This is a genomic window from Kurthia zopfii, assembly GCF_003143955.1.
Taxonomy (GTDB): Bacteria; Bacillota; Bacilli; order Bacillales_A; family Planococcaceae; genus Kurthia; species Kurthia zopfii.
In genome coordinates this window covers 18,007-41,388 of record NZ_QFVS01000024.1, presented here as the reverse complement: position 1 = coordinate 41,388, position 23,382 = coordinate 18,007, and the positions used below count along the sequence as shown (strand labels likewise).

Here is a 23,382-nt window from a genome sequence, read left to right as displayed (position 1 = left end):
GAACTACGGGGTTAGCTCGGTCAAATAAGAGAAACCGCTGCAAGTAAAGAAATACACTTGCAAGTACGCTCTATTCCCAAGAAGCTCCCACTTCAAGCGTGAAGAACCGCAAGGTTTAGCTAAGTGGTGAGTAGTTCACATCAATAGATTGTAAAACATTAGCCAAATTTTGCGAGGAGCATCCTGCAGTCATATCTTGTTACCGAGTAGCGGGAGAAATAAGCTATATTGCTCATGTTGCTACGGATTCCGTGGAATCGCTTGAGCAATTCATTGATGCGTCAATGGTTTATGGAACACCGTCAACCAATATTGTTTTATCATCTGTTACTGAGCAAATAATTATACCCTTAAAATAAAAAAGTTTCTTCTTGCCAAGATGTCTGCAGAAGAAACTTAGTCTCACTTTTCATTCAGTAGTTTTTTGTATGTTTGATATGTTTGAAGTGCAGTAAGCAAAATGAAAAGAAATAAGATTGGGCAAAGAACTAAAAGAATAATTTTTCCACTCACGACATCCATGACATAGAGTACAAGTGCTAAAACACAAAGGAACAGCATGTTGAATCCTAATTTTCTCATAAAAACCCCTCCAATTTTAAAATAAAGCTATGTCTAGTTTGACATAGCTTTTGTTTCGTCTTGGTGTACTGTCTCGATAATTGACGGATCAGCTTCGATTTCTTTTAACTTCTTGAATGATGCAATTGCAACTTCCACTTGATCATCTTTTGGTTCTTTTGTTGTTAAAAGTTGAAGCCAAAGCCCTGGGTAACCTAAGAATTTCAGACCAGGAATATTTCTGCAAGCGTTCGTTGCTTGAAGTACTTCGAATGAAATCCCTAAAACAACTGGAATTAATAAAATGCGGTCTACTACTCGAAGCCAAAGTGGATCAACAGGAACGAAGAAATATAAAACCATTCCGACGAAAACAGTAAATAGCATAAAGCTTGAACCGCAACGATAGTGAAGTCTAGATTGCTTTTGGACATTTTCGACAGTTAATTCCTCACCATTTTCGTAGCAATTAATTACTTTGTGTTCGGAGCCGTGATATTGGAACACCCGCTTAATAATCGGGGTGAGTGATACTAAATAAATATAGGAAACGAGTAATACTAATTTAAATGCGCTTTCTAACAATATTTGCGCCGTGTCACTTGGGAATTGATTATGCAGTAATTGAGCTAAAAATATCGGAATCAATGTGAAAACGAATTTTCCAAAAAGAAATGAAAGTACGCCGATTGCTGCAACGCCTAACCAAAGTTGTAATTTTGACGCGTTTTTCTCTTTTTCAGCAGCGGATAATTCCTCACCGGGGTTAACATCATAACGATCGCTCGCAAACTGCAGATGTTTTGAACCGTTTGCCGCAGACTCAATCAATGCGATAATACCTCTTATTAAAGGGATTTTCTTCATTTTTTGATACATTGGATTTTTAACGCGTTTAGCGTAATAGTAGTCGATTGAGCCATCATTTCGACGAATAGCAGAAACCGTATGCTGTCCACCGCCCATCATGACACCTTCGACTAGCGCTTGCCCACCATATATTGGTGTAGTAGGTTGTTTACTCAATTTCACACCGCTCTCTATGTATTTATCATAATGGACTAATTGTACTAAAAAAAATAAATAAACTCTAGAAAAAGATGTCATCACGATTAAAACGTTACGCTTCACGAAATATATGCTAAAATAGAACCGATAATATGAATAGAGGAGCGATTCATTTGAAATATCTTTGTTTAAATGGTCCGAATCTTCACCGTTTAGGGAAGAGAGAGCCTGAGATTTATGGTCATGAAACATTGCAAGATGTTGAACAAATGCTTCGAAGTGTAGCAGAGCAGTTCGGTTCGGAAGTGGAATTGAAGCAATCGAACTATGAAGGTCAGTTAATTGATTGGATTTATGACGCTGAAGATACAGGATTAGATGGTATCGTCTTTAATCCAGGAGCTTTCACGCATACGAGTGTTGCATTGCGGGATGCGATTGCAAGTGTAGAAATTCCGGTAGTTGAGATTCATATTTCAAATATACATAAACGAGAGGAGTTCCGTCACCATTCATATTTAGCGCCTGTTTGCGTTGGGCAAATTAGTGGTTTAGGTACTTTTGGATACGAAGCGGGATTACGTTCGTTAATACAATTGAAAAAGGGGAGTTTATAATGATGAAAGTCGAAAAATTAAGAAATTTACTTGCTGAGCAAAATGTTGAGGGGATTTTAATTACAAATCCTTATAACTTAAGATATATGACTGGTTTTACTGGAACTGCTGGGGTAGCGGTAATTAGTAAAAATGACGCGGTCTTCATTACAGATTTCCGTTATACGGAGCAAGCTGCTAAGCAAATCACTGGATTCCGCATTGCGCAACATACTTCTACAATGGTAGAAGAAATCGCGAAGCAAGTAAGCGATATGAATATTAAAACACTTGGTTTCGAAAAAGAAAACGTGACTTACGCTCAATTCCTTTTATATGAAAAGTACTTAAAAACTGATTTAGTCGGTGTTGAGGGACTAATTGAAAAATTACGTATGATCAAAACACCTGATGAAATAAAAATTATTAAAGTCGCTTGTGAAATCGTTGATGCGGCTTATGAACATATTATTAAATTCATTAAACCGGGCCTTACAGAATTACAAGTTTCGAATGAATTAGAGTTCTTTATGCGTCAGCAAGGAGCAACTCAATCTTCTTTTGATACAATTGTTGCTTCAGGTTTGCGTTCTGCATTGCCACATGGCGTCGCAACTGATAAAATAATAGAAAAGGGTGACTTTGTCACTTTAGACTATGGTGCGCTTTACAATGGCTATATCTCAGATACAACGCGTACGATAGCTGTCGGAGAACCAACAGCACAGTTAAAAGAGATTTATGATGTTGTTTTACAATCTCAATTACTTGGTCTTAAAGAGTTTAAGCCAGGTATTACTGGTCTGGAAGCAGATAAAATTGTACGTGATTATATTACGGAAAAAGGCTATGGAGAAGCATTTGGTCACTCTACAGGTCATGGAATTGGTTTAGAAGTCCATGAAGGCCCAGGGTTGTCACATCGTTCTCATGTAGTTTTAGAGCCAGGTATGACAGTTACTTGTGAGCCAGGCATTTATTTACCAGGTATTGGCGGCGTACGTATTGAAGACGATCTTCTAATTACTGCTGACGGCAACGAGGTATTAACAAGTGCCCCTAAAGAGTTAATTATTTTATAATATATTTATTTGGAGGAAATTTAGAATGATCTCAGTAAACGATTTTAAAACAGGCTTAACAATCGGTGTAGACGGAAACCTTTTCCGTGTTATCGAATTCCAACACGTAAAACCAGGTAAAGGCGCTGCATTCGTACGTTCTAAATTACGTAACCTACGTAACGGTAACGTAACTGAAAAAACTTTCCGCGCTGGTGAGAAAGTTGAAAAAGCACAAATCGACAACCGTAAAATGCAGTACTTATATGCATCTGGCGACCAATATTCATTCATGGATATGGAAACTTACGAGCAAATCGAATTAGCTGAATCTCAATTAGAGTATGAATTAAAATTCCTTCTTGAAAACATGGAAGTTCAAATTTTATCTTACGAAACTGAAATTCTAGGTGTTACACTACCTAACACAGTTGAGCTTACAGTTGCTGAAACTGAACCGGGTATTAAAGGTGATACTGCTTCAGGTGGTTCTAAACCAGCTAAGATGGAAACAGGCTTAGTTGTTAACGTACCATTCTTCGTAAACGAAAATGATAAATTAATCATTAACACGGAAGACGGATCTTACGTTTCACGTGCTTAATTGGACGAAATAACCTCTCACTTGCGAGAGGTTATTTTTTTCAGTATAATTAGCACCAGATGATAATAATTAATATAATCATCAAGTTATTAAAAAAACTGTGATAGTACAGTTGTCGAAAGCGATTTATTGTATTGAGTGTAATCGTTTACATAAAATGAAATTTGGTTTACTCATTCTGAATTTTATTTTTTCAGAAATTTTGTATTGTGTTTCATACGCTTATTTTCTGTAATACGACTAATAATATCTGTTTTTTAATAAATTGTTTCAAAACTTTGAAAAAAGAGATAAAATAATAAGTGTATTATAATACACACAAATAAGGGGAGTTTATTTATGTTAAAAATTCAAGAAATTCGTGAAATCATTAAATTGGTGGATTCATCTTCAGTGGATGAGTTTGTTTTTGAACATGACGATACTAAACTAAAACTTAAAAAGAATTCAGGCACTACAGTAGTTTCCACTACTCAAGCTGCACCTGTAGCAGTAGCTCCAGTTGTTGAAGCGCCAAAGGCACCAGAAGCGCCAAAAGCTGAAGTTGTTAAAGCTCCAGAAGCACCAAAAGCAGTGAAAGAAGAAGTAGTTGCAGATGCAAATCTACATAAAATTACTTCACCTATGGTTGGTACGTTCTACGCATCTCCAAACCCAGAATCACCTGCGTTTGTTAAAGCGGGCGACAAAGTTGGAGAAGAATCAATCGTTTGTATCGTTGAAGCAATGAAATTATTCAATGAGATTGAAGCAGAAGTAACTGGTGAAATCGTTGAGGTATTAGTTGAAAATGGCGAATTAGTTGAATACGGCCAACCTCTATTCCTAGTAAAAGAAGCGTAGAAGGGGAGTCCTATTGATGAAAAAAGTATTAATTGCCAACCGTGGTGAAATTGCAGTACGTGTTATTCGTGCTTGTAAAGAATTAGACATTCAGTCTGTAGCTGTATATTCAGAAGCAGATGCTGAAGCGTTACACGTTCAATTAGCTGACGAAGCTTATTGTATCGGACCTAAGTTTTCTGCAGATAGTTATTTAAAAATTGATCGCATTTTAGCGGTTGCAGAAAAAACAGGTTGTGACGGGATTCATCCTGGATACGGTTTCTTAGCAGAGAATGCTTCATTTGCTGAAGCTTGTGAAGATGCAGGAATTACTTTTATCGGACCAACTTCTGATGCTATTAAAGTAATGGGAATAAAAGATGTGGCTCGTGATACGATGGAAGCTGCTGGTGTACCGTTAGTACCGGGTACTGGTATTGTTCCTGATATTGAAACAGGCCGTAAATGGGCGAGTGAAATTGGCTATCCGGTCATCATCAAAGCAACTGCTGGTGGTGGTGGTAAAGGAATCCGTGTTGCTCGCACAGAAGAAGAACTTGTTAAAGGGATTGAGATTACTCAAAATGAAGCAGCTGCAGCATTTGGTAATCCAGGGGTGTACCTTGAGAAGTTTATCGAACTATTCCGCCATTGTGAAATTCAAGTATTAGCAGATAATTATGGTAACGTAATTCACTTAGGTGAACGTGATTGTACAGTACAGCGCCGTATGCAAAAATTAGTTGAAGAAGCTCCATCTCCAGCGCTTTCAGAAGAAAGACGTGAAGAAATGGGTCAAGCGGCGGTTAAAGCTGCTGAAGCTTGTTCTTATAGAGGTGCTGGTACTTGTGAATTTATTTACGACTACCGTGAAGATAAATTCTACTTTATGGAAATGAACACGCGTATCCAAGTAGAACATACAGTAACAGAAGCAATTACAGGTGTGGATTTAGTTTCACAACAATTAAAAATTGCATCTGGTGAAAAATTGGTGTATAAACAAGAAGATGTGAAATTGAATGGTTGGGCGATTGAATGCCGTATTAACGCAGAAAACCCATACAAAAACTTCATGCCTTCAGCTGGTAAAGTAGATACTTACATTACGCCTGGTGGTATCGGGGTTCGTATTGACTCAGCTATGTACGCTGGATATTCAATCCCACCTTATTACGATTCAATGGTTGCGAAACTAATCGTTCATGCAGATACGCGTGAAGCTGCGATCGCAAAAATGAAACGTGCATTAGGTGAATTTGTTGTAGAGGGTCCTGGTATTCATACAACTATTCCTTTCCATGAAAAATTAATGAGTAATGAAGTATTCAAATCTGGGAAATTCAACACGAAATTCTTAGAAGAAAACGACGTTATTAATTCTTAATAATGAGAGGGGCAGATTCAATGGCTGAAAAAGAGATTCAATCATTGCCACAAAGTACGCCGAATGGTAAAGAGGCTTTAGGTGATATTGAAGTAGCACCCGAGGTAATTGAAGTGATTGCTGGAATCGCAACAACAGAAGTAGAAGGAATCTTTGGTACAAGAGGGACTTTCGCAACTGGTGTAGCAGAGAAATTCGGCAAGAAAGTTCATGGTAAGGGAATCAAAACGGAATGGACGGAAGATGGATTAATCGTTGATGTATACTGTGTCGTGCAATATGGCGTAGCAGTTGCACATGTAGCGCGTGAGGTCCAACGTCAAATTCGTGAATCAATTGAAAATATGACAGATCTTCAGACAAAAGAAGTGAATGTTCATATTACAGGGGTTCAATTTGAACAAGCTGCAAATTCAAAAGCTGAATAAATGCCCACATATAGACGTTTTGAGCTGAAAAGCTTGAAACGTCTATTTTTTACAATTGACATAAAGACGAACATTTATTATAATTGGTATTGAAATCGTTCGCTTATGTTAATTATCACGAAAAAATAAACAGATTTTTAAAACTTGTCGTAAAGCGTATGATGACAAGCAAAAGTGTGATAAAATAAACTTCATATGAAAATAATTGTTATAGTGTTTGTATTATTGTAAACATTATAAAAAGGAGTTAATTAACATGAAGCGTCGCGAAGCACGCGAAAAAGCGTTACAAACACTTTTTCAACTAGAAAATACTGAAATGACTGTAGAGGCTGCTATTGAGCATGCTGTTGCAGAAGGAAAGTCATCTACATTTTTTGAACAACTTGTACACGGTACAGTAGATCATTTAGAAGAAATCGATGCATCACTTGAAAGCAAATTAGAAAAATGGTCATTAAACCGTTTAGCTAAAATTGAACGTACTATTTTACGTTTAGCTGCTTTTGAATTACTATACACGCCAGAAACACCTAGCAATGTTGTAATCAATGAAGCTGTTGAAATTTCTAAAACATTCGGCGATGAACAATCAGGCAAGTTCGTGAACGGCGTATTATCAAAATACTAGATCGTTAATGGGGCATTAGGGAGAGTTCGCTCTTCCTCACAACCTGTTGACGCATCAAGCTGAATTCGGGAGTGTTAAAAATGTCAAGTCAACTTATTAATGGTAAAGAGATTGGTCAACAAATTCGCGTTTCAATTAAAGAAGAGGTTCAACAATTAGCTACTAAAGGGATCACACCTGGATTAGCAGTGATTCTAGTTGGAGAAGATCCAGCTTCACATACATATGTAGCGAACAAAGAAAAAGCCTGTCAACAACTTGGGATTTATTCAGAGTTAATTAAGCTACCAGAACAAACTACAGAAGAACAACTACTGCAACAAATCGAGCAGTTGAACAGTTCAGCTAAAATTGATGGAATATTGGTTCAATTACCATTACCTAAACATATTAATGAACAAAAAGTAATCGAAACAATTTCTCCTCTTAAAGATGTTGATGGTTTCCACCCAGTGAGTGTTGGTAAAATGCTCCTAGGTCAAGAAACATTTCTTCCTTGTACACCACATGGCGTTATGAAATTACTTGAATTTTCGAATGTGGATGTAGCAGGTAAGCATGCAGTTGTCATCGGTAGAAGTCATATAGTAGGTGTGCCAATGGGGCAACTACTGCTTCAAAAAGACGCGACTGTCACATACTGTCATTCGAAAACACCTGACTTAGAAGCGATTACGAAACAAGCTGATATTTTAGTTGTTGCGGTTGGTCGAGCGAAGATGATTAAATCACATCATATTAAAGAAGGTGCAGTTGTTATTGATGTTGGTATGAATCGTGATGAATTTGGCAAACTTTGCGGTGACGTTGATTTCGCTGATGTTGTAGACCATACAGCAGCAATTACACCTGTACCTGGTGGAGTTGGCCCAATGACAATTACAATGTTGATGGTCAACACAATACAATCTGCAAAAATGAAGCTAGTATAAGACAAATGAGCATTATTAAGGTAAAATAGAATATACAGAAAGCTGATTTTCTGCGGAATTTCAGCTTTTTTTCATGGACGAATATCACTTCAGAAGATAAAAGGGAGCGCCCCTTAATTGGAAGGAGAAAAAAATGACAGTAAATTACTTAACAGTTCAAGCGTTAACTAAATATATTAAGCGAAAATTTGAAGTGGATCCTTATTTACGAGAAGTGTATGTGAAGGGTGAACTTTCGAATGTTAAATTACATACATCTGGACATATTTACTTCACCTTAAAAGATGAGAAATCGCAAATTCAAGCAGTTATGTATGCGCGCAATGCAAACGCTTTAAAGTTCAAACCTGAAAACGGTATGAAAGTAATGATTCAAGGTGATGTGAATGTCTATGAATCATCTGGGCGATATCAGTTATATGCAAATGATATCCAACCAGATGGAGTCGGTAGTTTGCATATCGCATTTGAACAATTGAAAAAAGAGTTAGAAGCAAGAGGGTATTTCAAACCGGAATTCAAACAACCAATTGTCAAATTTCCTAAGAAAATCGGTGTCATTACTGCCAAAACTGGTGCAGCCATTCGTGATATTCTCTCAACATTGAAACGACATTATCCAATTGCGGAAGTAGTCGTCATTCCTACATTAGTGCAAGGGAAGAATGCCGCTCCTCAAATTGCAGAGGCGATTAAGCGAGCGAATGAAGTTGGTCAGATCGATACATTAATCGTCGGTCGTGGCGGTGGCTCAATTGAAGATTTATGGGCATTTAATGAAGAAATAGTCGCTCAAGCGATTTTCGAAAGTCATATTCCAATCATTAGTGCGGTCGGACATGAAACGGACGTTACAATTACGGATTTCGTAGCGGATTTACGTGCGCCAACACCGACTGGAGCTGCAAAAATGGCAGTTCCTGATCAAATCGAATTAATGCAGTATATTATGTCTTTGAAAGCAAGGGTCTTTAATCAGACGCAAGGGATTTTGAAACATGAGCGAGCGCGCTTGAATCGCGTTCAAAACTCATATACAATGCAATACCCTGACAGACTATATCGCCCGTTTATTGAGCAATTAGCAAGGTTAGACGAACAATTAGACCACTATACTAAGCGAACGATTGAGCGAAGTAAAAATCAACAAATGCAATTAACGGAGCGATTACGAGCGCAAAATCCGATTAAAGAAGTGCAGTTCTTAAAACAATCAATCGATCAAATGACTACTAAATTATCTTACTTGGCGCAACATCAAGTCGAGCAAAAGCGTCAACTATTGTTTAATAATGTTCGTTCACTCGAAATATTAAATCCATTAGCCATTATGACTAGAGGATATGCGATTTTGTATGAAGAAAAAAATGTCGTGAAGTCGATTGAACAAATAAAAGTAGACCAAAACTTAAAATTAAAGTTAGCGGATGGACAAGCAAATGTGAAAGTACTTGAAATTACAAAATCGGAGGGAAAATAATGGCTAAAAAGAATGATTTCGCACAATCTATTTCTAAATTAGAAGAAATTGTGGCAGCTTTAGAAAAAGGCGATGTTCCGTTAGAAGATGCGATAGAATTGTACAAAGAGGGCATGACTTTATCGAAATCTTGCCATTCACAATTAGAAAAAGCAGAAAAACAATTAGTGACGATGATGGATGAAGAAGGCATTGAAACACCAATGACGAATAACGATGAGAAAGAGGCGTAGGAAATGACAGATGAACTAAAGCACTTTATGAACATTGAAATTCCAAAAGTGGAGAAACATATGTATGACCTAGTAGAAGGAATTGATGCTCCGCAGTCTTTAAAAGAACCAATGATTTATTCTTTAAAAGCTGGTGGTAAGAGAGTTAGACCACTATTTGTGCTTGCGGTATTAGATCACTTCCATGTACAATCGGAAGCTGGATACACTGCAGCATCTGCTGTTGAGATGATTCATACATATTCGCTAATTCATGATGATCTACCGAGTATGGATAATGACGATTTCCGCCGTGGAAAACCTACGAATCATAAAGTATTTGGTGAAGCACATGCAACGCTTGCAGGTGATGCATTGAATACATTACCATTTGGCATTCTGGCTCGTCTGAAAGATGTACCAGCCGAAACAAAAATTGAATTGATTCAACTTTTAAGTGAAACTGCTGGCGCAGAAGGTATGGTTGGCGGTCAAGTTCTTGATATGGAAGGTGAACAGCGTCTTTTAAATTTAGAAGAACTTGTTCGTGTTCATGAGAATAAGACGGGCGCTATTTTACGTTTTAGTATTGAAGCAGGAGCGATTTTAGCAGGTGCAACAAAAGAACAGCGTGAAATTTTAGTTGAATACGCGTATCATATTGGATTAGCATTCCAAATTAAAGATGATATTTTAGATATTGAAGGAACGACTGAAGAACTAGGCAAAACTGCTGGCAAAGATGAAGCGAGCGACAAGAGTACGTATCCTGCACTTTTAACTTTGGAAGGTGCGAAACAAAAATTACAAGATCATGCTACGAAAGCGCATGAATGTCTAATGAAAATCCCGTCTAGTAGTAAATATCTATCAGATTTAACGGATTATATAGTACATCGTAACAAGTAGTCATACTTAACACTTTCTGTTCGAGTTAATGACTGTTATAATAGTGAAAAAACGTCGTGTGAGTAAAATCTATGATAAGTAAAGGTGTGTGATGGTGATGGATTTAAACACAATTTCTAGTCCATCCTTTCTAAAGAATTTAACAAAAAAACAATTACAAGATTTAGCGGAAGATATTCGCAAATTTTTAATTGAGAAATGTTCTATTACAGGAGGGCATATCGGGCCAAATCTTGGAGTTGTCGAATTAACAATCGCACTTCATAGAGTATTTAATAGCCCTGAAGATAAGTTTTTATTTGATGTTGGACATCAAGCATATGTTCATAAAATTTTAACGGGCAGAGCGGATCAATTTGATACGTTACGCCAATATAAAGGATTATGTGGATTCCCGAAGCGCAACGAAAGCGAACATGATGTTTGGGAAACTGGCCATAGTTCTACTTCTTTATCAGGTGCGATGGGAATGGCAGCTGCTAGAGATGTCAAAGGCGAGAAGAATTTCGTCGTTCCAATTATCGGTGACGGAGCTTTAACAGGTGGTATGGCTTTTGAAGCATTAAACCATATTGGTCACGAAAAAACGAATATGACTGTTATTTTAAATGACAATGAAATGTCAATTGCGCCAAACGTTGGTGCGATGCATAATATGTTAACTAGAATGCGTTCTGCTACGCCTTATAATCGTGCAAAAGACGATTTAGAAGGTTTATTAAAGCGTATCCCAGCATTCGGAAATCGTTTAGCATCTACTGCTGAACGCGTTAAAGATGGCTTGAAATATTTAGTTGTTCCTGGCATGTTCTTTGAGGAACTTGGATTTACTTATTTAGGGCCTATTAATGGGCATGATTTTGAAGCATTAGAAGCTACATTAAATAGTGCGAAAAAAATTGAAGGACCTGTTCTAGTACATGTTGTAACGAAAAAAGGTAAAGGTTATTCACCTGCTGAAAACGATACAATTGGTACATGGCATGGTACTGGCCCATATAAAATGGAAACAGGGGACTTCGTTAAATCGAAAGTCACTGCTCCAGGTTGGTCTAAATTAATTGCAGATTCAGTTTCAGAGATTGCTCGTCAAGATCCAAGAGTCGTGACGATTACGCCAGCGATGCCTGTTGGTTCAAAATTAGAAGGCTTTGCAAAAGAGTTTCCAAACCGATTCTTCGATGTAGGTATTGCTGAACAGCATGCTACAACGATGGCAGCGGGTATGGCAGCAGAAGGTACAAAGCCATTCCTTGCAATCTATTCGACATTCTTACAACGTGCGTATGATCAAATGCTACATGATATTTGCCGTCAAAAGCTAAATGTTTTTGTAGGAATTGACCGTTCGGGATTAGTAGGAGCAGATGGAGAAACACATCAAGGTGTATTTGATATTAACTTCCTACGTTCTATGCCGAACATCGTTATTATGATGCCGAAAGATGAAAACGAAGGACAACATATGGTTAAAACCGCATTAGATTATGATGACGGTCCAATTTGCTTACGTTACCCACGTGGTAATGGTTTAGGTGTACCGATGGACGAAGAAATGAAAGCTATTCCAATTGGTACTTGGGAAGTGTTACAAGAAGGCGCCGATGCTACGATTCTAACTTTCGGTACGACAATCCCACTTGCTAAAGAAGCTGCAAAAGCACTTGAAGAAAAAGGGCTTAAAGTCGAAGTCGTCAATGCTCGTTTCATCAAACCTTTGGACGAAGAAATGCTTCACAGTATTTATCAATCGAAAAAACCTGTATTAACGATTGAAGAATCAATGTTACAAGGTGGATTTGGTAGTGCGGTACTAGAGTTTGCAAATGATCACGGTTATGATACTTCATGCACGGATCGCCTAGGTATTCCAGATGAATTCATCGAACATGGTAGCGTCGACTTACTAATGCGTGATATCGATTTAACGGCTGAAGAAGCTGAAAAACGAATCGAAAAATTAGTTCAGAAAAAAACAGAACAAGAAGGTCTAGAAGCATAATGGCAGATAAAGTCCAAAAAGAACGCGTTGATATTTTACTCGTACAACGAGGATTATGTGAAACACGTGAAAAAGCAAAACGTACAATTATGGCAGGACAAGTATTCTCAAAAGAGGTACGTGTCGATAAAGCTGGCGAAAAAATACCAGTAGATCAAGATTTAACAATTAAAGGCCAACAACTGCGATATGTAAGTCGCGGTGGCCTTAAATTAGAAAAAGCATTAGAACAATTTGATGTGTCAGTTGAAGGCAAACTAATGCTTGATATTGGTTCTTCAACTGGTGGATTTACAGATTGTGCATTACAAAATGGTGCGCGACATGCCTATGCACTTGATGTTGGTTCGAATCAATTAGCATGGAAAATCCGCTCTGATGAACGTGTCACTGTGATGGAGAAAACAAACTTCCGCTATGTGACAGGGCCAGATTTAGTCGAGGGATTACCTGAATTTACTTCTATTGATGTATCATTTATTTCATTAGAATTGATCCTTCCAGTGCTTAAAACTTTATTAGTTCCAGGCGGAGATGTTGTTGCTTTAGTGAAGCCACAATTCGAAGCGGGCAAAGAAAAAGTAGGGAAAAAAGGTGTCATTCGCGATGCGAAAGTCCATTTAGAAGTTTTAGAAAAAATCGCTTCATTCTCTACTGAATTAGGATTTTCATTAAAAAATGCTTCGTATTCACCTATTACAGGCGGAGAAGGTAATATCGAATTTTTATTCCATCTTTACAACCCAACTCAAGGGGAAGAAGTCGTAAATACGGTTGATCTAAAAGCGATTGTACAAGAAGCGCATAATCAATTAAAATAAACATAGTAGCGTCTTTAAGGCGCACTATGTTTTTTTAACGCAAAATATAAAAATCTGTTGAAAATACCGTAAATTGCTTTTTCTCTTGTCATTCAATAGAAATGATGATAACGTAATGATGAAAAGGCATATTTATGCATAGAGGTGATATTAGTGAATAAAAGTCAAAGACATATTAGAATTCGTGACATGATTGCAAACCGTGAAATTGAAACACAGGATGAGCTAGTAGATTTACTAAAAGAAGCGGGATACAATGTAACCCAAGCTACGATTTCACGTGATATTAAAGAATTACATTTAATTAAAGTACCTTTGCAAGATGGTCGTTACAAATACAGTTTACCAGCCGATCAACGATTCAATCCAATCCAGAAGCTACACAGAGCTTTAGCGGATGCATTTGTATCGATCGATGGGGCTAGTCATTTCTTAGTAATGAAGACACTTCCAGGTAATGCACATGCTATTGGATCACTTCTAGACCATTTAGATTGGACAGAAATACTAGGTACAATCTGTGGAGATGATACGATCATGATTCTTTGTCGCGAAGAATCGATGCGAGAAGTTATTAAAAATCGATTACTTGAAATGTTATAAAAACCATTTAATTTAGGGGTGAAAATCTTGTTAAAAGAACTTTCAATCAAGAACTTTGCGATTATCGATGAACTAACAGTGGAATTCCAAAATGGATTAACTGTGCTTACCGGCGAAACAGGTGCGGGGAAATCGATTATTATTGATGCAGTTCAACTTTTAGCAGGAGGGAGAGGTTCTCAAGAGTTTATTCGTCATGGAGCAAAAAAGGCGGAACTAGAGGGCCTTTTTACTTTGCCAGAAGGTGCGCATCCAGCAATTGATAAATGCGCAGAGCTGGGAATTGAAGTAGATGAAGGTACGATTATTTTACGCAGGGACTTAAATGATCACGGTAAAAGTGTTTGTCGTGTAAATGGGAAGCTTATGCCGATTGGAATGCTACGAGAAGTAGGAGCGACACTGATTGATATCCATGGACAACATGAGTCACAAGAATTAATGGATGATAAGCATCATATTAATTTATTGGATCAATTTGCAGGGGAAGCAATTTATGATGAAAAACAGCAATACATAGAAATATATCAATCTTATAAAGAATTAAAATCAGAACTTGCGGCACTTTCTTTAGGTGAGCAGCAAATCGCACAGAAAATTGATCTATACTCATTCCAAATAAAAGAGATTGATCGTTGTAAATTCCTTGCGAATGAAGAAACTGAATTGATGGAAGAACGACGAAGATTAAATAATTTCCATAAGATTTTTGAAGGTAGCTCATTGGCTCATGAAGCGATATTAGGTGAGTCTAAAGGAATTGATTGGATTGGTCAGGCGATGTCGGAATTAGAAGATGTCGCAAATGTTGACGATCAATTTAAAGAGCTATCAAGTACTGTTTCTGAAGCATTTTATTCTTTACAAGAAGCGGCATTTACATTAAAAAATCGCCTTGATGAAATGGAGTTTGATCCAGAGAGATTAAACGAAGTGGAGCAAAGGTTAGCGCTAATCCAAAATATGAAACGTAAATACGGCCACTCTTTACAGGAGGTTTTAGATTATAGAGCTCAAATTGGTTTGGAACTTGAAACACTTGAAAATAGTGATGAAAATATTCAACAAAATGAGAAAAAACTAAAACAATTTGAATTGAAATTAGCCGAGCAAGCAGCGAAATTGACTGTTATTCGTAAAGAATACGGGACTCAATTAGCTGAAAAAATAATGACGCAATTACAAGAATTATATATGGAACGAGCAAAATTAATCGTCCAAGTTAATGAGTATTCTGAAGGGAATTTCGATCAGAATGGTGTAGATGAAGTCGTCTTCTACATCTCAACAAATATAGGAGAACCGCCGAAACCATTGACTAAAATTGCTTCGGGTGGTGAACTGTCGAGAATAATGATTGCATTAAAAACCATTTTTTCTTCGACAATGGGCATTACTTCAATTATTTTTGATGAAGTTGATACCGGCGTTAGCGGTCGAGTAGCGCAAGCAATTGCCAATAAAATTTCGTTGATTTCTAGAAATTCTCAAGTACTTTGTATTTCGCATTTACCGCAAGTTGCAGCTATGGCGGATCATCATTACTATATTCGCAAACAAGAAGAAGATAATCGCACGAAGACTTCTCTTACCGAACTTTTTAACGATGACCGAATTGATGAAATTAGCCGTATGATGTCTGGACAAGTCGTTACAGAAAAAACTTTCCAGCATGCGAAAGAGTTAGTAGAGTTAGCGAATTCTCAAAAAGTGAATTAAAAAGAGAAAGCAATGTAAACAAAAGTTAATTACTTTTCAATACATTGCCTTTTTTCTTCGTATTACGAAAAATAATAATCAAAAGTTTACTAACAATTACTAATATATGCTATTTTATACAAAAAATCCTTTATAAACTGAAAAATATAAACAATTGTTTGAAAGTAAATGGTAAAAACCGTTTTTTTTTATATTAAATTTTGTTACAATTAATACAATGTGCAATGACATTGAAGTAGGTCGTATAGGAGGAAATTAAATGGCTCAAGTTAAAGTAGCAATTGCGGACGATAACAAAGAATTAGTTGCGTCACTTGTAACTTATTTACAACGAAATAGTGAGATTGAAGTAATCCATACAGCTTCAAATGGGAAGCAATGCTTAAACTTACTAGAGGATGATGTACCGGATGTATTGATCTTAGACATTATTATGCCTCATTTAGATGGATTAGCTGTACTTGAGGAGATTCATCAAGATGCGCGTCTAAAATCAATAGAAGTAATCATGCTAACTGCTTTCGGCCAAGAAGATGTAATGAAGCAAGCATCAGATTTAGGTGCAGCTTATTTCATGCTTAAGCCTTTTGAATATTCAAGATTAGAATCGAAAATTCTTGAATGTGCGACACGAAAAAACGACCGAGCTCAAAAGAAAACAGAAAATGACTTTGTTGCTTTAAGCCCTACGCAAAACATACCAAATCTGGAAAACAGAATTACGGCAATCATTAAAGAAATTGGCGTACCGGGACATGTTAAAGGTTATGGCTACATGAAGGAAGCAATCCAAATGGTATATGAGGATGTTGATTTACTTAGTTCAATCACAAAGGTTTTGTATCCAGAAATCGCTAAAAAATGTGATACAACTGCCTCAAGAGTAGAACGAGCGATTCGTCATGCAATAGGCCTAGCTTGGGACCGTGGTAATTACGAAGCCGTTTCTAAGCTATTTGGATATACAACACAACATATGAAACAAAAACCTACGAATTCGGAGTTCATCGCAATGGTCGCCGAAAAAATTCGTTTGGAAACTGCTGAAAAATAATTTCAAATTGATTATTGAACCGTGATGATTCACGGTTCTTTTTTTAAAATAAGAAAATATGCGTAAATATTAGTTTTTTTGCATAAGGCTATACTTTTTTATACGATGGGTATAGTAATAATAGTGCAACAAAACAATTGAAAAAATAGGTAAAAAAACCTATGTTTGTTTGTGTTAATTAGTATAATTTGAAATTAAAGTTTTTAATATAAGTAATAGGGATTGTTCTTAATGGAAACACTTAATAAAAGGCCTAATACTACGATAATATTTGTATGGATTAAATACAGAGAGGGTGAACATCTTGGAGATCTATAAGGATCATAATTTGGCAATCATTTCAGAAAATCAAATCGTATTTTTAAAAAAACTAAATGAAGAAGTAACGATCAAAGACTTCGAGCCTTTAATCAAAGATTTTCCTCGAGTTAAAATCAAAAGTTTTCTTGAATTGAAAAAAGTTTTCGATTCACCAATGAGTGATTTTGTAGAAGTCGGTGTCCTATTACCTGAAATGGATATTTCAATTTCAAAAGATTATATGTCTGCAAATTTATTATTTCATGAAGATCCGCGACTTTCTGTAACGAGTGAAGATGAATTGAATGATAAGATAACGAGAATTGCTAAAGAAATGGGTATTGAATTCGGTTTGAAGCGAGTGCTGTGGACCGAGTTAGAAAAAAAGAAACATATTATTGCAGAAGGTAAAAAACCGCAAGAAGGTGCGGATGCAAAAATTACCTATTTTCAAAATCCAATCAAAAAACCTAAAATAAGTGAGAACGGCAGAGCTGATTTTAGTGATATGAGTTTTATTTACGAAATTGAAAAAGATGATTGGCTTGGCGAGAAAATTCCTTGTTCTTCCGGTGAAAAAGGTATGGATGTATTGGGTAAGGAAATTCCAGCAAAAGCAGGTAAAGATCTCGTGCTGAAATATAATCCGACATCAGTTTACGAAAGTGAAGAAAATGGTAAAATCATCATTCGTGCGAAAAATCGTGGGGTTTTAGATGATGCAAATGGCATGATTAGTATTTTGAATCATTTAAATATTGGCACTGATATTGGAGTCGAAACAGGTAATGTGGAGTTTAACGGCTCCATTACGGTCAAAGGGACTGTTTTGCCAGGCTTTTCTATTCGAGCAACGGGGGATATCTCTATTGAGGCATCTGATGGTGTATCAGGAGCGAAATTGATCGAATCGACACAGGGTGATGTTTATATTCGTGGAGGTGTTTTTGGTCATGCAAAAACACAAATTAAAGCGGGTGGGAATGTGTATGTCCGCCATGCGAACGAAGCGAATATTGAGGCAGAGGAAGAAATCTGTATTGAAACATATTCTATTGGCTCGCATCTTCGTGGTAGAATTGTGCGATTAGATGAGCAAAAAGGGAAAATCATTGGCGGTATGGTCGAGGCGAAATCTGCAATTTTTACGTCAGTAGCGGGCAATAGCCATGAAAGAAAAACTGAATTGATTATTCATGCAATTGATCAAAAAGAAAAAATGGGTGAAATTCAATTTAAAGCAGCAAAAATTAAAGAACTCGAAAAAGAAGTAGCCGATCTTGAGAAAAAAATCGTCCAATTAGAATCGTTTATTAGTAAAATGAATCAACAACAAAAAGAATCATTTGAAGATACGAAATTCCAATTTGAAATAAAAAAATCATCGATATTCCAACTAAATCATGAAATACAACAAAATTTAAAGCAGTTAAAGGAAGCTGGCGATGAAAAAATCGTCGTTACAAAAGATGCTTTTGAAGGAACAATTATTAAAATTGGAAAACGATCGACAATGATTAAAACTAAAACAAATGGCAAATTTAAACTTGAAGATGGTGAACTGAATGTCTAAATTACCAATCTATGCTCACCGAGGATACGCGAAGTCAGCAAGAGGAAATTCATTAGAAGCGATGAAGGATGCGATGAATCATTATGCGACCGGTATCGAATTTGATTTACAATTAACGAAGGACCGCGTAGCAGTTGTCACACATGATTTAAATTTAAAAAGTCTAACAGGTAAATCGATTGATACGAATGAAGTGACATTAAATGACTTGCGAAAAATGAAGTTAAAAGGGGATTCAAATCCTATTTTAACTTTTTCAGAATTGCTTGATTGGGTTGTTCCTAATGGGATTCCGATGAATATTGAGTTGAAAGAATCTTTTCAAGGAAAAGAAGATGATATTGAAATTATCGTTAAAAAGACGAAAAATTTAACCAATATTCACTTTTCATCCTTCCATGAAGATGTACTTTATAGCATTAAAAAAATGAATGCGAATGCAGAAGTAGCATTTATCCCAACGAGGAAATTTGATTGGGAACAGTTGTCAGATATGCCTTGGCTGGACACCCTCCATGTAAATAAACGATTTTATTATAAAGATCGATACTTACAAAAGGCGAGTGAAACGAATAAATCAATTCGAGTTTACGGGGTTGTAGGCAATGAAAAATACTTAGCGAATCCTCATGAATCAGTCGTTGGATGGATTACAGATGAACCTGAACGAATAGCTGATGCACAAATATAGAAAAAAGGAAATTGCTTATGCAATTTCCTTTTTCTATATGCATATTAATCGCTCACTTTTTTGCAAAACGTGGCGAAACCTTACCTTGCTTTCGATCGCGATTAAGTAAGAAACCTGCGAGAAATAAAAAACCAGCAAGGAATAAAATAACACCGACTAGTAGTTGCAGCCAAATAAATGGAAAAGGCGAAACTAATTTCGAAAATAATGTATCTCGAATTAATTTGATCCCTCCAGCGGTAGCCAAAATAGGAATTAATAATACGACAAAAGCCAAGAATCTAGCCATTTTCTCACTCCTTTTACTATCTTAGACAATTTTACCCAATTGTTATAGATTGTCAAGAAGATGATTTTTAGTTAAAATCGAATTGAGCGAGAAAATAATCGTTTAATATAGAAGAAATATGTATTTAAACATAATTTTCTGACAATTAAGTAAAAGGTTTTTATTTTTAGATTAGGGAATCATTATAAATGTCATATATGTTTTAATGACATTTAATACCGGTATTACTTAATAGCTTATGTTATAAATAAAATAGAAGTATAATTTTCCACAACTTATTATAGGGGGTATTTCAATGGCTAAAGAATACGACTTAGTTATTTTAGGCGGGGGTCCTGCTGGTTATGTTGCTGCAATTAGAGCATCACAGTTAAAATTGAAAGTGGCGATTGTGGAACAGGCTAAATTAGGTGGTACTTGTTTACATAAAGGATGCATTCCAACTAAGGCATTACTTAAAAGTGCCGAGAAATATAATGCATTAACATCGATTGAAGACTTCGGCATCACATTTGAAAATGTCGAATTTGATTATAAGAAAGCGCATACAAGAAAAAATGATGTCGTAGAGCAGCTTCATAGCGGCATTCAATCACTCATGAAAAAAGGGAAGATTGATGTTTTCACAGGTACAGGAAGAATTCTAGGGCCGTCAATTTTCTCACCATTACCTGGTACTGTATCAGTAGATTTTGGCGAAAATCAAGAAAATGAAATGCTCGTACCGAAAAATCTATTAGTATGTACAGGATCTAAACCACGACAAATTCCATCAATTGAAATTGACGAGCAAATGATTCTGACTTCAGATGGCCTTGTGAAAATGGAGGAACTACCTAAGAGCATTGCGATTATAGGTGGTGGTGTCATCGGAGTTGAATGGGCTTCAATTATGCAAGACCTTGGAGTGGAAGTAACGATCATAGAAGCGGGAGAGCGTATTTTACCGACAGAGGAACAGGATATCGTAAAAGAACTTTCTAAATCTTTTGAAGCTAAAAATACGAAAATCTTAGTTAAGCAAACTGTTGAATCGTGTGAAATTGTTGGGCAAAAAGTGCATGTGAAATGTACAGATCAACAACTTGAAGTTGATAAGGTTGTGATCGCCATTGGTAGACAGCCGAATACGAATGGTATTGGGCTAGAAAATACAGATGCACAACTTGATGGTGGATTTATTAAAGTAAATAAAAACTATCAAACGAAGGAAAGTCATATTTACGCTGCTGGCGATGTTATTGGTGGTATTCAATTAGCGCATGTCGCGTCTAAAGAAGCCATTCATGCTGTCGAACATATGGCAGGTCTTAAGCCAGCAATCAATGATACGGCGATACCAAGTTGTATTTACAGCAATCCAGAAATCGCGCATATCGGTTTGACGGAAAAAGATGCAAAAGAAAAACACGAAAATATTAAAGTGAAGAAATTCCCTTTCACTGCAAATGCCAAAGCGTTGATCAATGGCAAGCATGAAGGATTTATAAAGATGATTGTAGATGCTGACACGGATGATTTAGTAGGTGTTCATTTAATCGGAGATCATGTAACAGAGTTAATAGCAGAGATGAGTTTAGCGTTCACTTTAGATGCTTCATCTTGGGAAGTGGCACATACGATCCATCCGCATCCAAGTGTTAGCGAAGTAATGCAAGAAGTAGCTTTATCAATTACAGATGGAGCAATTCATTTTTAGGGGGAGAAAAAATGACGATTTCTCATAAAGAACATGGAATTTCAGATGAGTTCGTATTAAAGATGTATTATGGAATGCTACGAGCTAGACGAGTGGATGAACGACTTTGGTTACTGAATCGTTCAGGGAAAATACCTTTCGTAATTTCATGTCAAGGACAGGAAGCGGCACAAATTGGAGCGGCTTTAGCACTTGATTTAACGAAGGATTACCTAGCACCATACTATCGTGACCTAGGACTTGTTTTAGAGGCTGGCATGACAGTAAGAGATATTATGTTGAATGCATTTGCAAAAGGCGAAGATCCGAACTCTGGTGGTCGTCAAATGCAAGCGCATTGGGGCCAAAAGAAAAACCGAATCATTACGGGTTCTTCACCTGTGACAACTCAAGTTGTTCATGCAGCGGGAGTGGCTTTAGCAGGGAAAATGAAAAAACAAGATTTCTACACTTTTGTAACGCTTGGAGAAGGTTCATCAAACCAAGGAGATTTCCATGAAGGATTAAATTTCGTTGGTGTTCATCAACTGCCAGTTATTACAATGGTTGAAAATAATCAATATGCGATTTCTACACATTATGATCAACAAGTTGCGAGTGCTACAGTTGCGCAACGATCAACAAGCTATAATATGCATGGCGAAGTTGTAGATGGGACAGATCCAATTGCAGTATACTTAGCGGTCAAGAGTGCGAGAGATTCTGGAAAACCAGCGTTGATCGAAGCGCTTTGCCATAGATTAACACCCCATTCATCAGATGATGATCATCGTATTTACCGTACCGATGAAGAATTGAATGATGATAAGGCGAAAGATGGCGTAATTCTTTTCGAAAAATATTTAGTAGAAAATGGATTGCTGACGGAAGAAATCAAAAATGACATGGAAGCAAAACTTAAAATTGAAATAAATGAAGCGACGAAATATGCGGATGAAGCCCCATATGCATCATTAGAAGATAATTTACGCTATGTCTATGCCGAAGGGGAGGATAAATGATGAGAACAATTTCTTATATTGAAGCGATTAATGAAGCAATTAGAGAAGAGATGCAACGAGATGAAAATGTCTTTATCCTTGGAGAAGACGTCGGTAAAAAAGGCGGCGTATTTAGAGCGACTGATGGATTATATGACGAATTTGGCGCGGATCGCGTACTCGATACACCACTTGCCGAATCAGCAATCGCTGGTGTAGCAATCGGTGCTGCAATGTATGGCATGAAACCAATAGCTGAAATGCAATTCGCAGATTTCATTATGCCAGCAGTCAATCAAATTGTTTCTGAAGCAGCTAAAATTCGTTACCGCTCAAACAATGATTGGAGCTGTCCTTTAGTAGTGCGCGCTCCATTTGGCGGCGGGGTTCACGGCGGACTATATCACTCACAATCTGTGGAAGCGATGTTTGCGAATCAACCAGGGTTGAAAATCGTTATTCCATCAAATCCAGCTGATGCAAAAGGATTATTGAAAGCGGCCATTCGAGACCCAGATCCAGTATTGTATTTTGAACATAAAAAAGCTTACAGATTGCTAAAAGGTGAAGTACCGAATGAAGACTATGTTGTACCAATCGGGAAAGCTGATGTCAAGAGACAGGGTGAAGATGTCACAGTCATTACTTATGGTTTAATGGTTGAGCAAACTTTGAAAATTGCAGAACAATTAGCAGAGGAAAAAGATATTTCAGTACATGTACTTGATTTACGTACAATCTACCCTCTTGATCAAGAAGCGATTATTGAAGCGGCAAAAGTAACGGGCAAAGTGTTACTTTTAACGGAAGATAATTTAGAAGGTAGTATTATTGGGGAAGTTGCGGCAATTATTGCGGAGCATTGTTTATTTGATTTAGATGCACCAATTAATCGCCTTGCAGCACCAAATGCACCATCTATGCCATATGCACAAGCGCTTGAAAAAGACTTTATGGTGACAACAGATCAAATTGAAGAAGCAATCATAAAACTAGCAGCATTTTAGGGGGATGAAC

Annotated in this window: 24 protein-coding genes and 1 pseudogene; 22 read left to right on the top strand and 3 right to left on the bottom strand. The window is 36.8% G+C overall.

Going from position 1 to position 23,382, the window contains the following annotated elements; all coding sequences use genetic code 11:
* Positions 1-134: 134 nt before the first annotated feature.
* Positions 135-359: pseudogene (locus DF281_RS09610) on the top strand (Lrp/AsnC ligand binding domain-containing protein); the annotation flags it as partial.
* A 43-nt stretch (positions 360-402) separates the two neighbouring features.
* Here DF281_RS09610 and DF281_RS09605 read toward each other — a convergent pair.
* Positions 403-582, bottom strand: coding sequence for a hypothetical protein (locus DF281_RS09605; RefSeq protein ID WP_109350043.1), 180 nt, complete (start codon positions 580-582; stop codon positions 403-405).
* A 33-nt stretch (positions 583-615) separates the two neighbouring features.
* On the bottom strand, positions 616-1,530 hold the full coding sequence (locus DF281_RS09600) for a DUF1385 domain-containing protein (RefSeq protein ID WP_240605537.1): 915 nt from the start codon (positions 1,528-1,530) through the stop codon (positions 616-618).
* 212 nt (positions 1,531-1,742) lie between these two features.
* Between DF281_RS09600 and aroQ the strand changes: the two genes are divergently transcribed.
* From aroQ to DF281_RS09510, 18 genes are all read left to right on the top strand, one after another.
* A complete protein-coding gene (aroQ, locus tag DF281_RS09595; protein ID WP_109350042.1) occupies positions 1,743-2,186 on the top strand; it encodes a type II 3-dehydroquinate dehydratase in 444 nt (147 codons plus the stop codon).
* Positions 2,186-3,247, top strand: a complete 1,062-nt coding sequence (locus DF281_RS09590; protein ID WP_109350041.1) for a M24 family metallopeptidase — start codon at positions 2,186-2,188, stop codon at positions 3,245-3,247. The genes aroQ and DF281_RS09590 overlap by 1 nt, the downstream gene beginning before the upstream one ends.
* A 25-nt stretch (positions 3,248-3,272) precedes the next feature.
* Entirely contained in the window at positions 3,273-3,830 is a 558-nt protein-coding gene (gene efp / locus DF281_RS09585) for an elongation factor P (protein ID WP_109350040.1), read from the top strand.
* A 339-nt stretch (positions 3,831-4,169) separates the two neighbouring features.
* Complete coding sequence (gene accB, locus DF281_RS09580) at positions 4,170-4,673, top strand: acetyl-CoA carboxylase biotin carboxyl carrier protein (protein WP_109350039.1); 504 nt, start codon at positions 4,170-4,172, stop codon at positions 4,671-4,673.
* A 16-nt stretch (positions 4,674-4,689) separates the two neighbouring features.
* Positions 4,690-6,042 (top strand): acetyl-CoA carboxylase biotin carboxylase subunit, encoded by a 1,353-nt coding sequence (accC, locus tag DF281_RS09575; RefSeq protein WP_109350038.1) that lies wholly within the window; start codon positions 4,690-4,692, stop codon positions 6,040-6,042.
* A gap of 20 nt (positions 6,043-6,062) precedes the next feature.
* Positions 6,063-6,470: an Asp23/Gls24 family envelope stress response protein gene (locus DF281_RS09570; RefSeq protein WP_109350037.1), complete on the top strand. Its 408-nt coding sequence runs from the start codon at positions 6,063-6,065 to the stop codon at positions 6,468-6,470.
* A gap of 256 nt (positions 6,471-6,726) precedes the next feature.
* Positions 6,727-7,101: a transcription antitermination factor NusB gene (nusB, locus tag DF281_RS09565; RefSeq protein WP_109350036.1), complete on the top strand. Its 375-nt coding sequence runs from the start codon at positions 6,727-6,729 to the stop codon at positions 7,099-7,101.
* Positions 7,102-7,181: 80 nt separating this feature from the next.
* Positions 7,182-8,033 carry a bifunctional methylenetetrahydrofolate dehydrogenase/methenyltetrahydrofolate cyclohydrolase FolD gene (folD, locus tag DF281_RS09560; protein ID WP_109350035.1) on the top strand — a complete coding sequence of 284 codons (852 nt, stop codon included), beginning with the start codon at positions 7,182-7,184 and terminating at the stop codon, positions 8,031-8,033.
* A gap of 133 nt (positions 8,034-8,166) precedes the next feature.
* Positions 8,167-9,513, top strand: coding sequence for an exodeoxyribonuclease VII large subunit (gene xseA / locus DF281_RS09555; protein ID WP_109350034.1), 1,347 nt, complete (start codon positions 8,167-8,169; stop codon positions 9,511-9,513).
* On the top strand, positions 9,510-9,746 hold the full coding sequence (locus DF281_RS09550; protein WP_172461985.1) for an exodeoxyribonuclease VII small subunit: 237 nt from the start codon (positions 9,510-9,512) through the stop codon (positions 9,744-9,746). Before xseA ends, DF281_RS09550 begins: the two co-directional genes overlap by 4 nt.
* Positions 9,747-9,749: 3 nt before the next feature.
* Positions 9,750-10,634 carry a polyprenyl synthetase family protein gene (locus DF281_RS09545; protein WP_109350032.1) on the top strand — a complete coding sequence of 295 codons (885 nt, stop codon included), beginning with the start codon at positions 9,750-9,752 and terminating at the stop codon, positions 10,632-10,634.
* 97 nt (positions 10,635-10,731) lie between these two features.
* Entirely contained in the window at positions 10,732-12,636 is a 1,905-nt protein-coding gene (gene dxs, locus DF281_RS09540; RefSeq protein ID WP_109350031.1) for a 1-deoxy-D-xylulose-5-phosphate synthase, read from the top strand.
* Positions 12,636-13,457, top strand: a complete 822-nt coding sequence (locus DF281_RS09535; protein WP_109350030.1) for a TlyA family RNA methyltransferase — start codon at positions 12,636-12,638, stop codon at positions 13,455-13,457. The genes dxs and DF281_RS09535 overlap by 1 nt, the downstream gene beginning before the upstream one ends.
* Before the next feature lie 153 nt (positions 13,458-13,610).
* A complete protein-coding gene (gene ahrC / locus DF281_RS09530) occupies positions 13,611-14,060 on the top strand; it encodes a transcriptional regulator AhrC/ArgR (RefSeq protein WP_109350029.1) in 450 nt (149 codons plus the stop codon).
* 27 nt (positions 14,061-14,087) lie between these two features.
* Complete coding sequence (gene recN / locus DF281_RS09525; RefSeq protein WP_109350028.1) at positions 14,088-15,779, top strand: DNA repair protein RecN; 1,692 nt, start codon at positions 14,088-14,090, stop codon at positions 15,777-15,779.
* A 259-nt stretch (positions 15,780-16,038) separates the two neighbouring features.
* Complete coding sequence (spo0A, locus tag DF281_RS09520) at positions 16,039-16,833, top strand: sporulation transcription factor Spo0A (protein WP_109350027.1); 795 nt, start codon at positions 16,039-16,041, stop codon at positions 16,831-16,833.
* 304 nt (positions 16,834-17,137) lie between these two features.
* On the top strand, positions 17,138-18,706 hold the full coding sequence (locus DF281_RS09515) for a FapA family protein (protein WP_109350026.1): 1,569 nt from the start codon (positions 17,138-17,140) through the stop codon (positions 18,704-18,706).
* Positions 18,699-19,397, top strand: coding sequence for a glycerophosphodiester phosphodiesterase (locus DF281_RS09510; protein WP_109350025.1), 699 nt, complete (start codon positions 18,699-18,701; stop codon positions 19,395-19,397). Before DF281_RS09515 ends, DF281_RS09510 begins: the two co-directional genes overlap by 8 nt.
* Before the next feature lie 52 nt (positions 19,398-19,449).
* On the opposite strand, the gene DF281_RS09505 is transcribed toward DF281_RS09510, so the two are convergent.
* Positions 19,450-19,686, bottom strand: a complete 237-nt coding sequence (locus DF281_RS09505; RefSeq protein WP_109350024.1) for a DUF2627 domain-containing protein — start codon at positions 19,684-19,686, stop codon at positions 19,450-19,452.
* Between the two features lie 295 nt (positions 19,687-19,981).
* Here DF281_RS09505 and lpdA point away from each other — a divergent pair, with 295 nt between their 5' ends.
* Genes lpdA through DF281_RS09490 form a run of 3 tightly spaced genes read left to right on the top strand, consistent with a single transcriptional unit; the run spans position 19,982 to position 23,372 of the window.
* Positions 19,982-21,385, top strand: a complete 1,404-nt coding sequence (gene lpdA / locus DF281_RS09500) for a dihydrolipoyl dehydrogenase (protein ID WP_109350023.1) — start codon at positions 19,982-19,984, stop codon at positions 21,383-21,385.
* Between the two features lie 11 nt (positions 21,386-21,396).
* A complete protein-coding gene (locus DF281_RS09495) occupies positions 21,397-22,386 on the top strand; it encodes a thiamine pyrophosphate-dependent dehydrogenase E1 component subunit alpha (protein WP_109350022.1) in 990 nt (329 codons plus the stop codon).
* The gene (locus DF281_RS09490; protein WP_109350021.1) at positions 22,386-23,372 is read left to right on the top strand and encodes an alpha-ketoacid dehydrogenase subunit beta; all 987 of its coding nucleotides are present in this window, start codon (positions 22,386-22,388) and stop codon (positions 23,370-23,372) included. The genes DF281_RS09495 and DF281_RS09490 overlap by 1 nt, the downstream gene beginning before the upstream one ends.
* The last annotated feature ends 10 nt before the right edge of the window (positions 23,373-23,382 follow it).

What these genes read in the sequence shown, in the direction of transcription:
- DF281_RS09490 (WP_109350021.1), top strand. Translation starts at nt 22,386, where the DNA reads ATGAGAACAATTTCTTATATTGAAGCGATTAATGAAGCAATTAGAGAA.
- efp (WP_109350040.1), top strand. Translation starts at nt 3,273, where the DNA reads ATGATCTCAGTAAACGATTTTAAAACAGGCTTAACAATCGGTGTAGAC.
- DF281_RS09510 (WP_109350025.1), top strand. Translation starts at nt 18,699, where the DNA reads ATGTCTAAATTACCAATCTATGCTCACCGAGGATACGCGAAGTCAGCA.
- lpdA (WP_109350023.1), top strand. Translation starts at nt 19,982, where the DNA reads ATGGCTAAAGAATACGACTTAGTTATTTTAGGCGGGGGTCCTGCTGGT.
- DF281_RS09535 (WP_109350030.1), top strand. Translation starts at nt 12,636, where the DNA reads ATGGCAGATAAAGTCCAAAAAGAACGCGTTGATATTTTACTCGTACAA.
- DF281_RS09590 (WP_109350041.1), top strand. Translation starts at nt 2,186, where the DNA reads ATGATGAAAGTCGAAAAATTAAGAAATTTACTTGCTGAGCAAAATGTT.
- accB (WP_109350039.1), top strand. Translation starts at nt 4,170, where the DNA reads ATGTTAAAAATTCAAGAAATTCGTGAAATCATTAAATTGGTGGATTCA.
- folD (WP_109350035.1), top strand. Translation starts at nt 7,182, where the DNA reads ATGTCAAGTCAACTTATTAATGGTAAAGAGATTGGTCAACAAATTCGC.
- DF281_RS09570 (WP_109350037.1), top strand. Translation starts at nt 6,063, where the DNA reads ATGGCTGAAAAAGAGATTCAATCATTGCCACAAAGTACGCCGAATGGT.
- DF281_RS09495 (WP_109350022.1), top strand. Translation starts at nt 21,397, where the DNA reads ATGACGATTTCTCATAAAGAACATGGAATTTCAGATGAGTTCGTATTA.
- DF281_RS09505 (WP_109350024.1), bottom strand. Translation starts at nt 19,686, where the DNA reads ATGGCTAGATTCTTGGCTTTTGTCGTATTATTAATTCCTATTTTGGCT.
- accC (WP_109350038.1), top strand. Translation starts at nt 4,690, where the DNA reads ATGAAAAAAGTATTAATTGCCAACCGTGGTGAAATTGCAGTACGTGTT.
- DF281_RS09605 (WP_109350043.1), bottom strand. Translation starts at nt 582, where the DNA reads ATGAGAAAATTAGGATTCAACATGCTGTTCCTTTGTGTTTTAGCACTT.
- xseA (WP_109350034.1), top strand. Translation starts at nt 8,167, where the DNA reads ATGACAGTAAATTACTTAACAGTTCAAGCGTTAACTAAATATATTAAG.
- dxs (WP_109350031.1), top strand. Translation starts at nt 10,732, where the DNA reads ATGGATTTAAACACAATTTCTAGTCCATCCTTTCTAAAGAATTTAACA.
- spo0A (WP_109350027.1), top strand. Translation starts at nt 16,039, where the DNA reads ATGGCTCAAGTTAAAGTAGCAATTGCGGACGATAACAAAGAATTAGTT.
- nusB (WP_109350036.1), top strand. Translation starts at nt 6,727, where the DNA reads ATGAAGCGTCGCGAAGCACGCGAAAAAGCGTTACAAACACTTTTTCAA.
- DF281_RS09600 (WP_240605537.1), bottom strand. Translation starts at nt 1,530, where the DNA reads ATGATGGGCGGTGGACAGCATACGGTTTCTGCTATTCGTCGAAATGAT.
- DF281_RS09545 (WP_109350032.1), top strand. Translation starts at nt 9,750, where the DNA reads ATGACAGATGAACTAAAGCACTTTATGAACATTGAAATTCCAAAAGTG.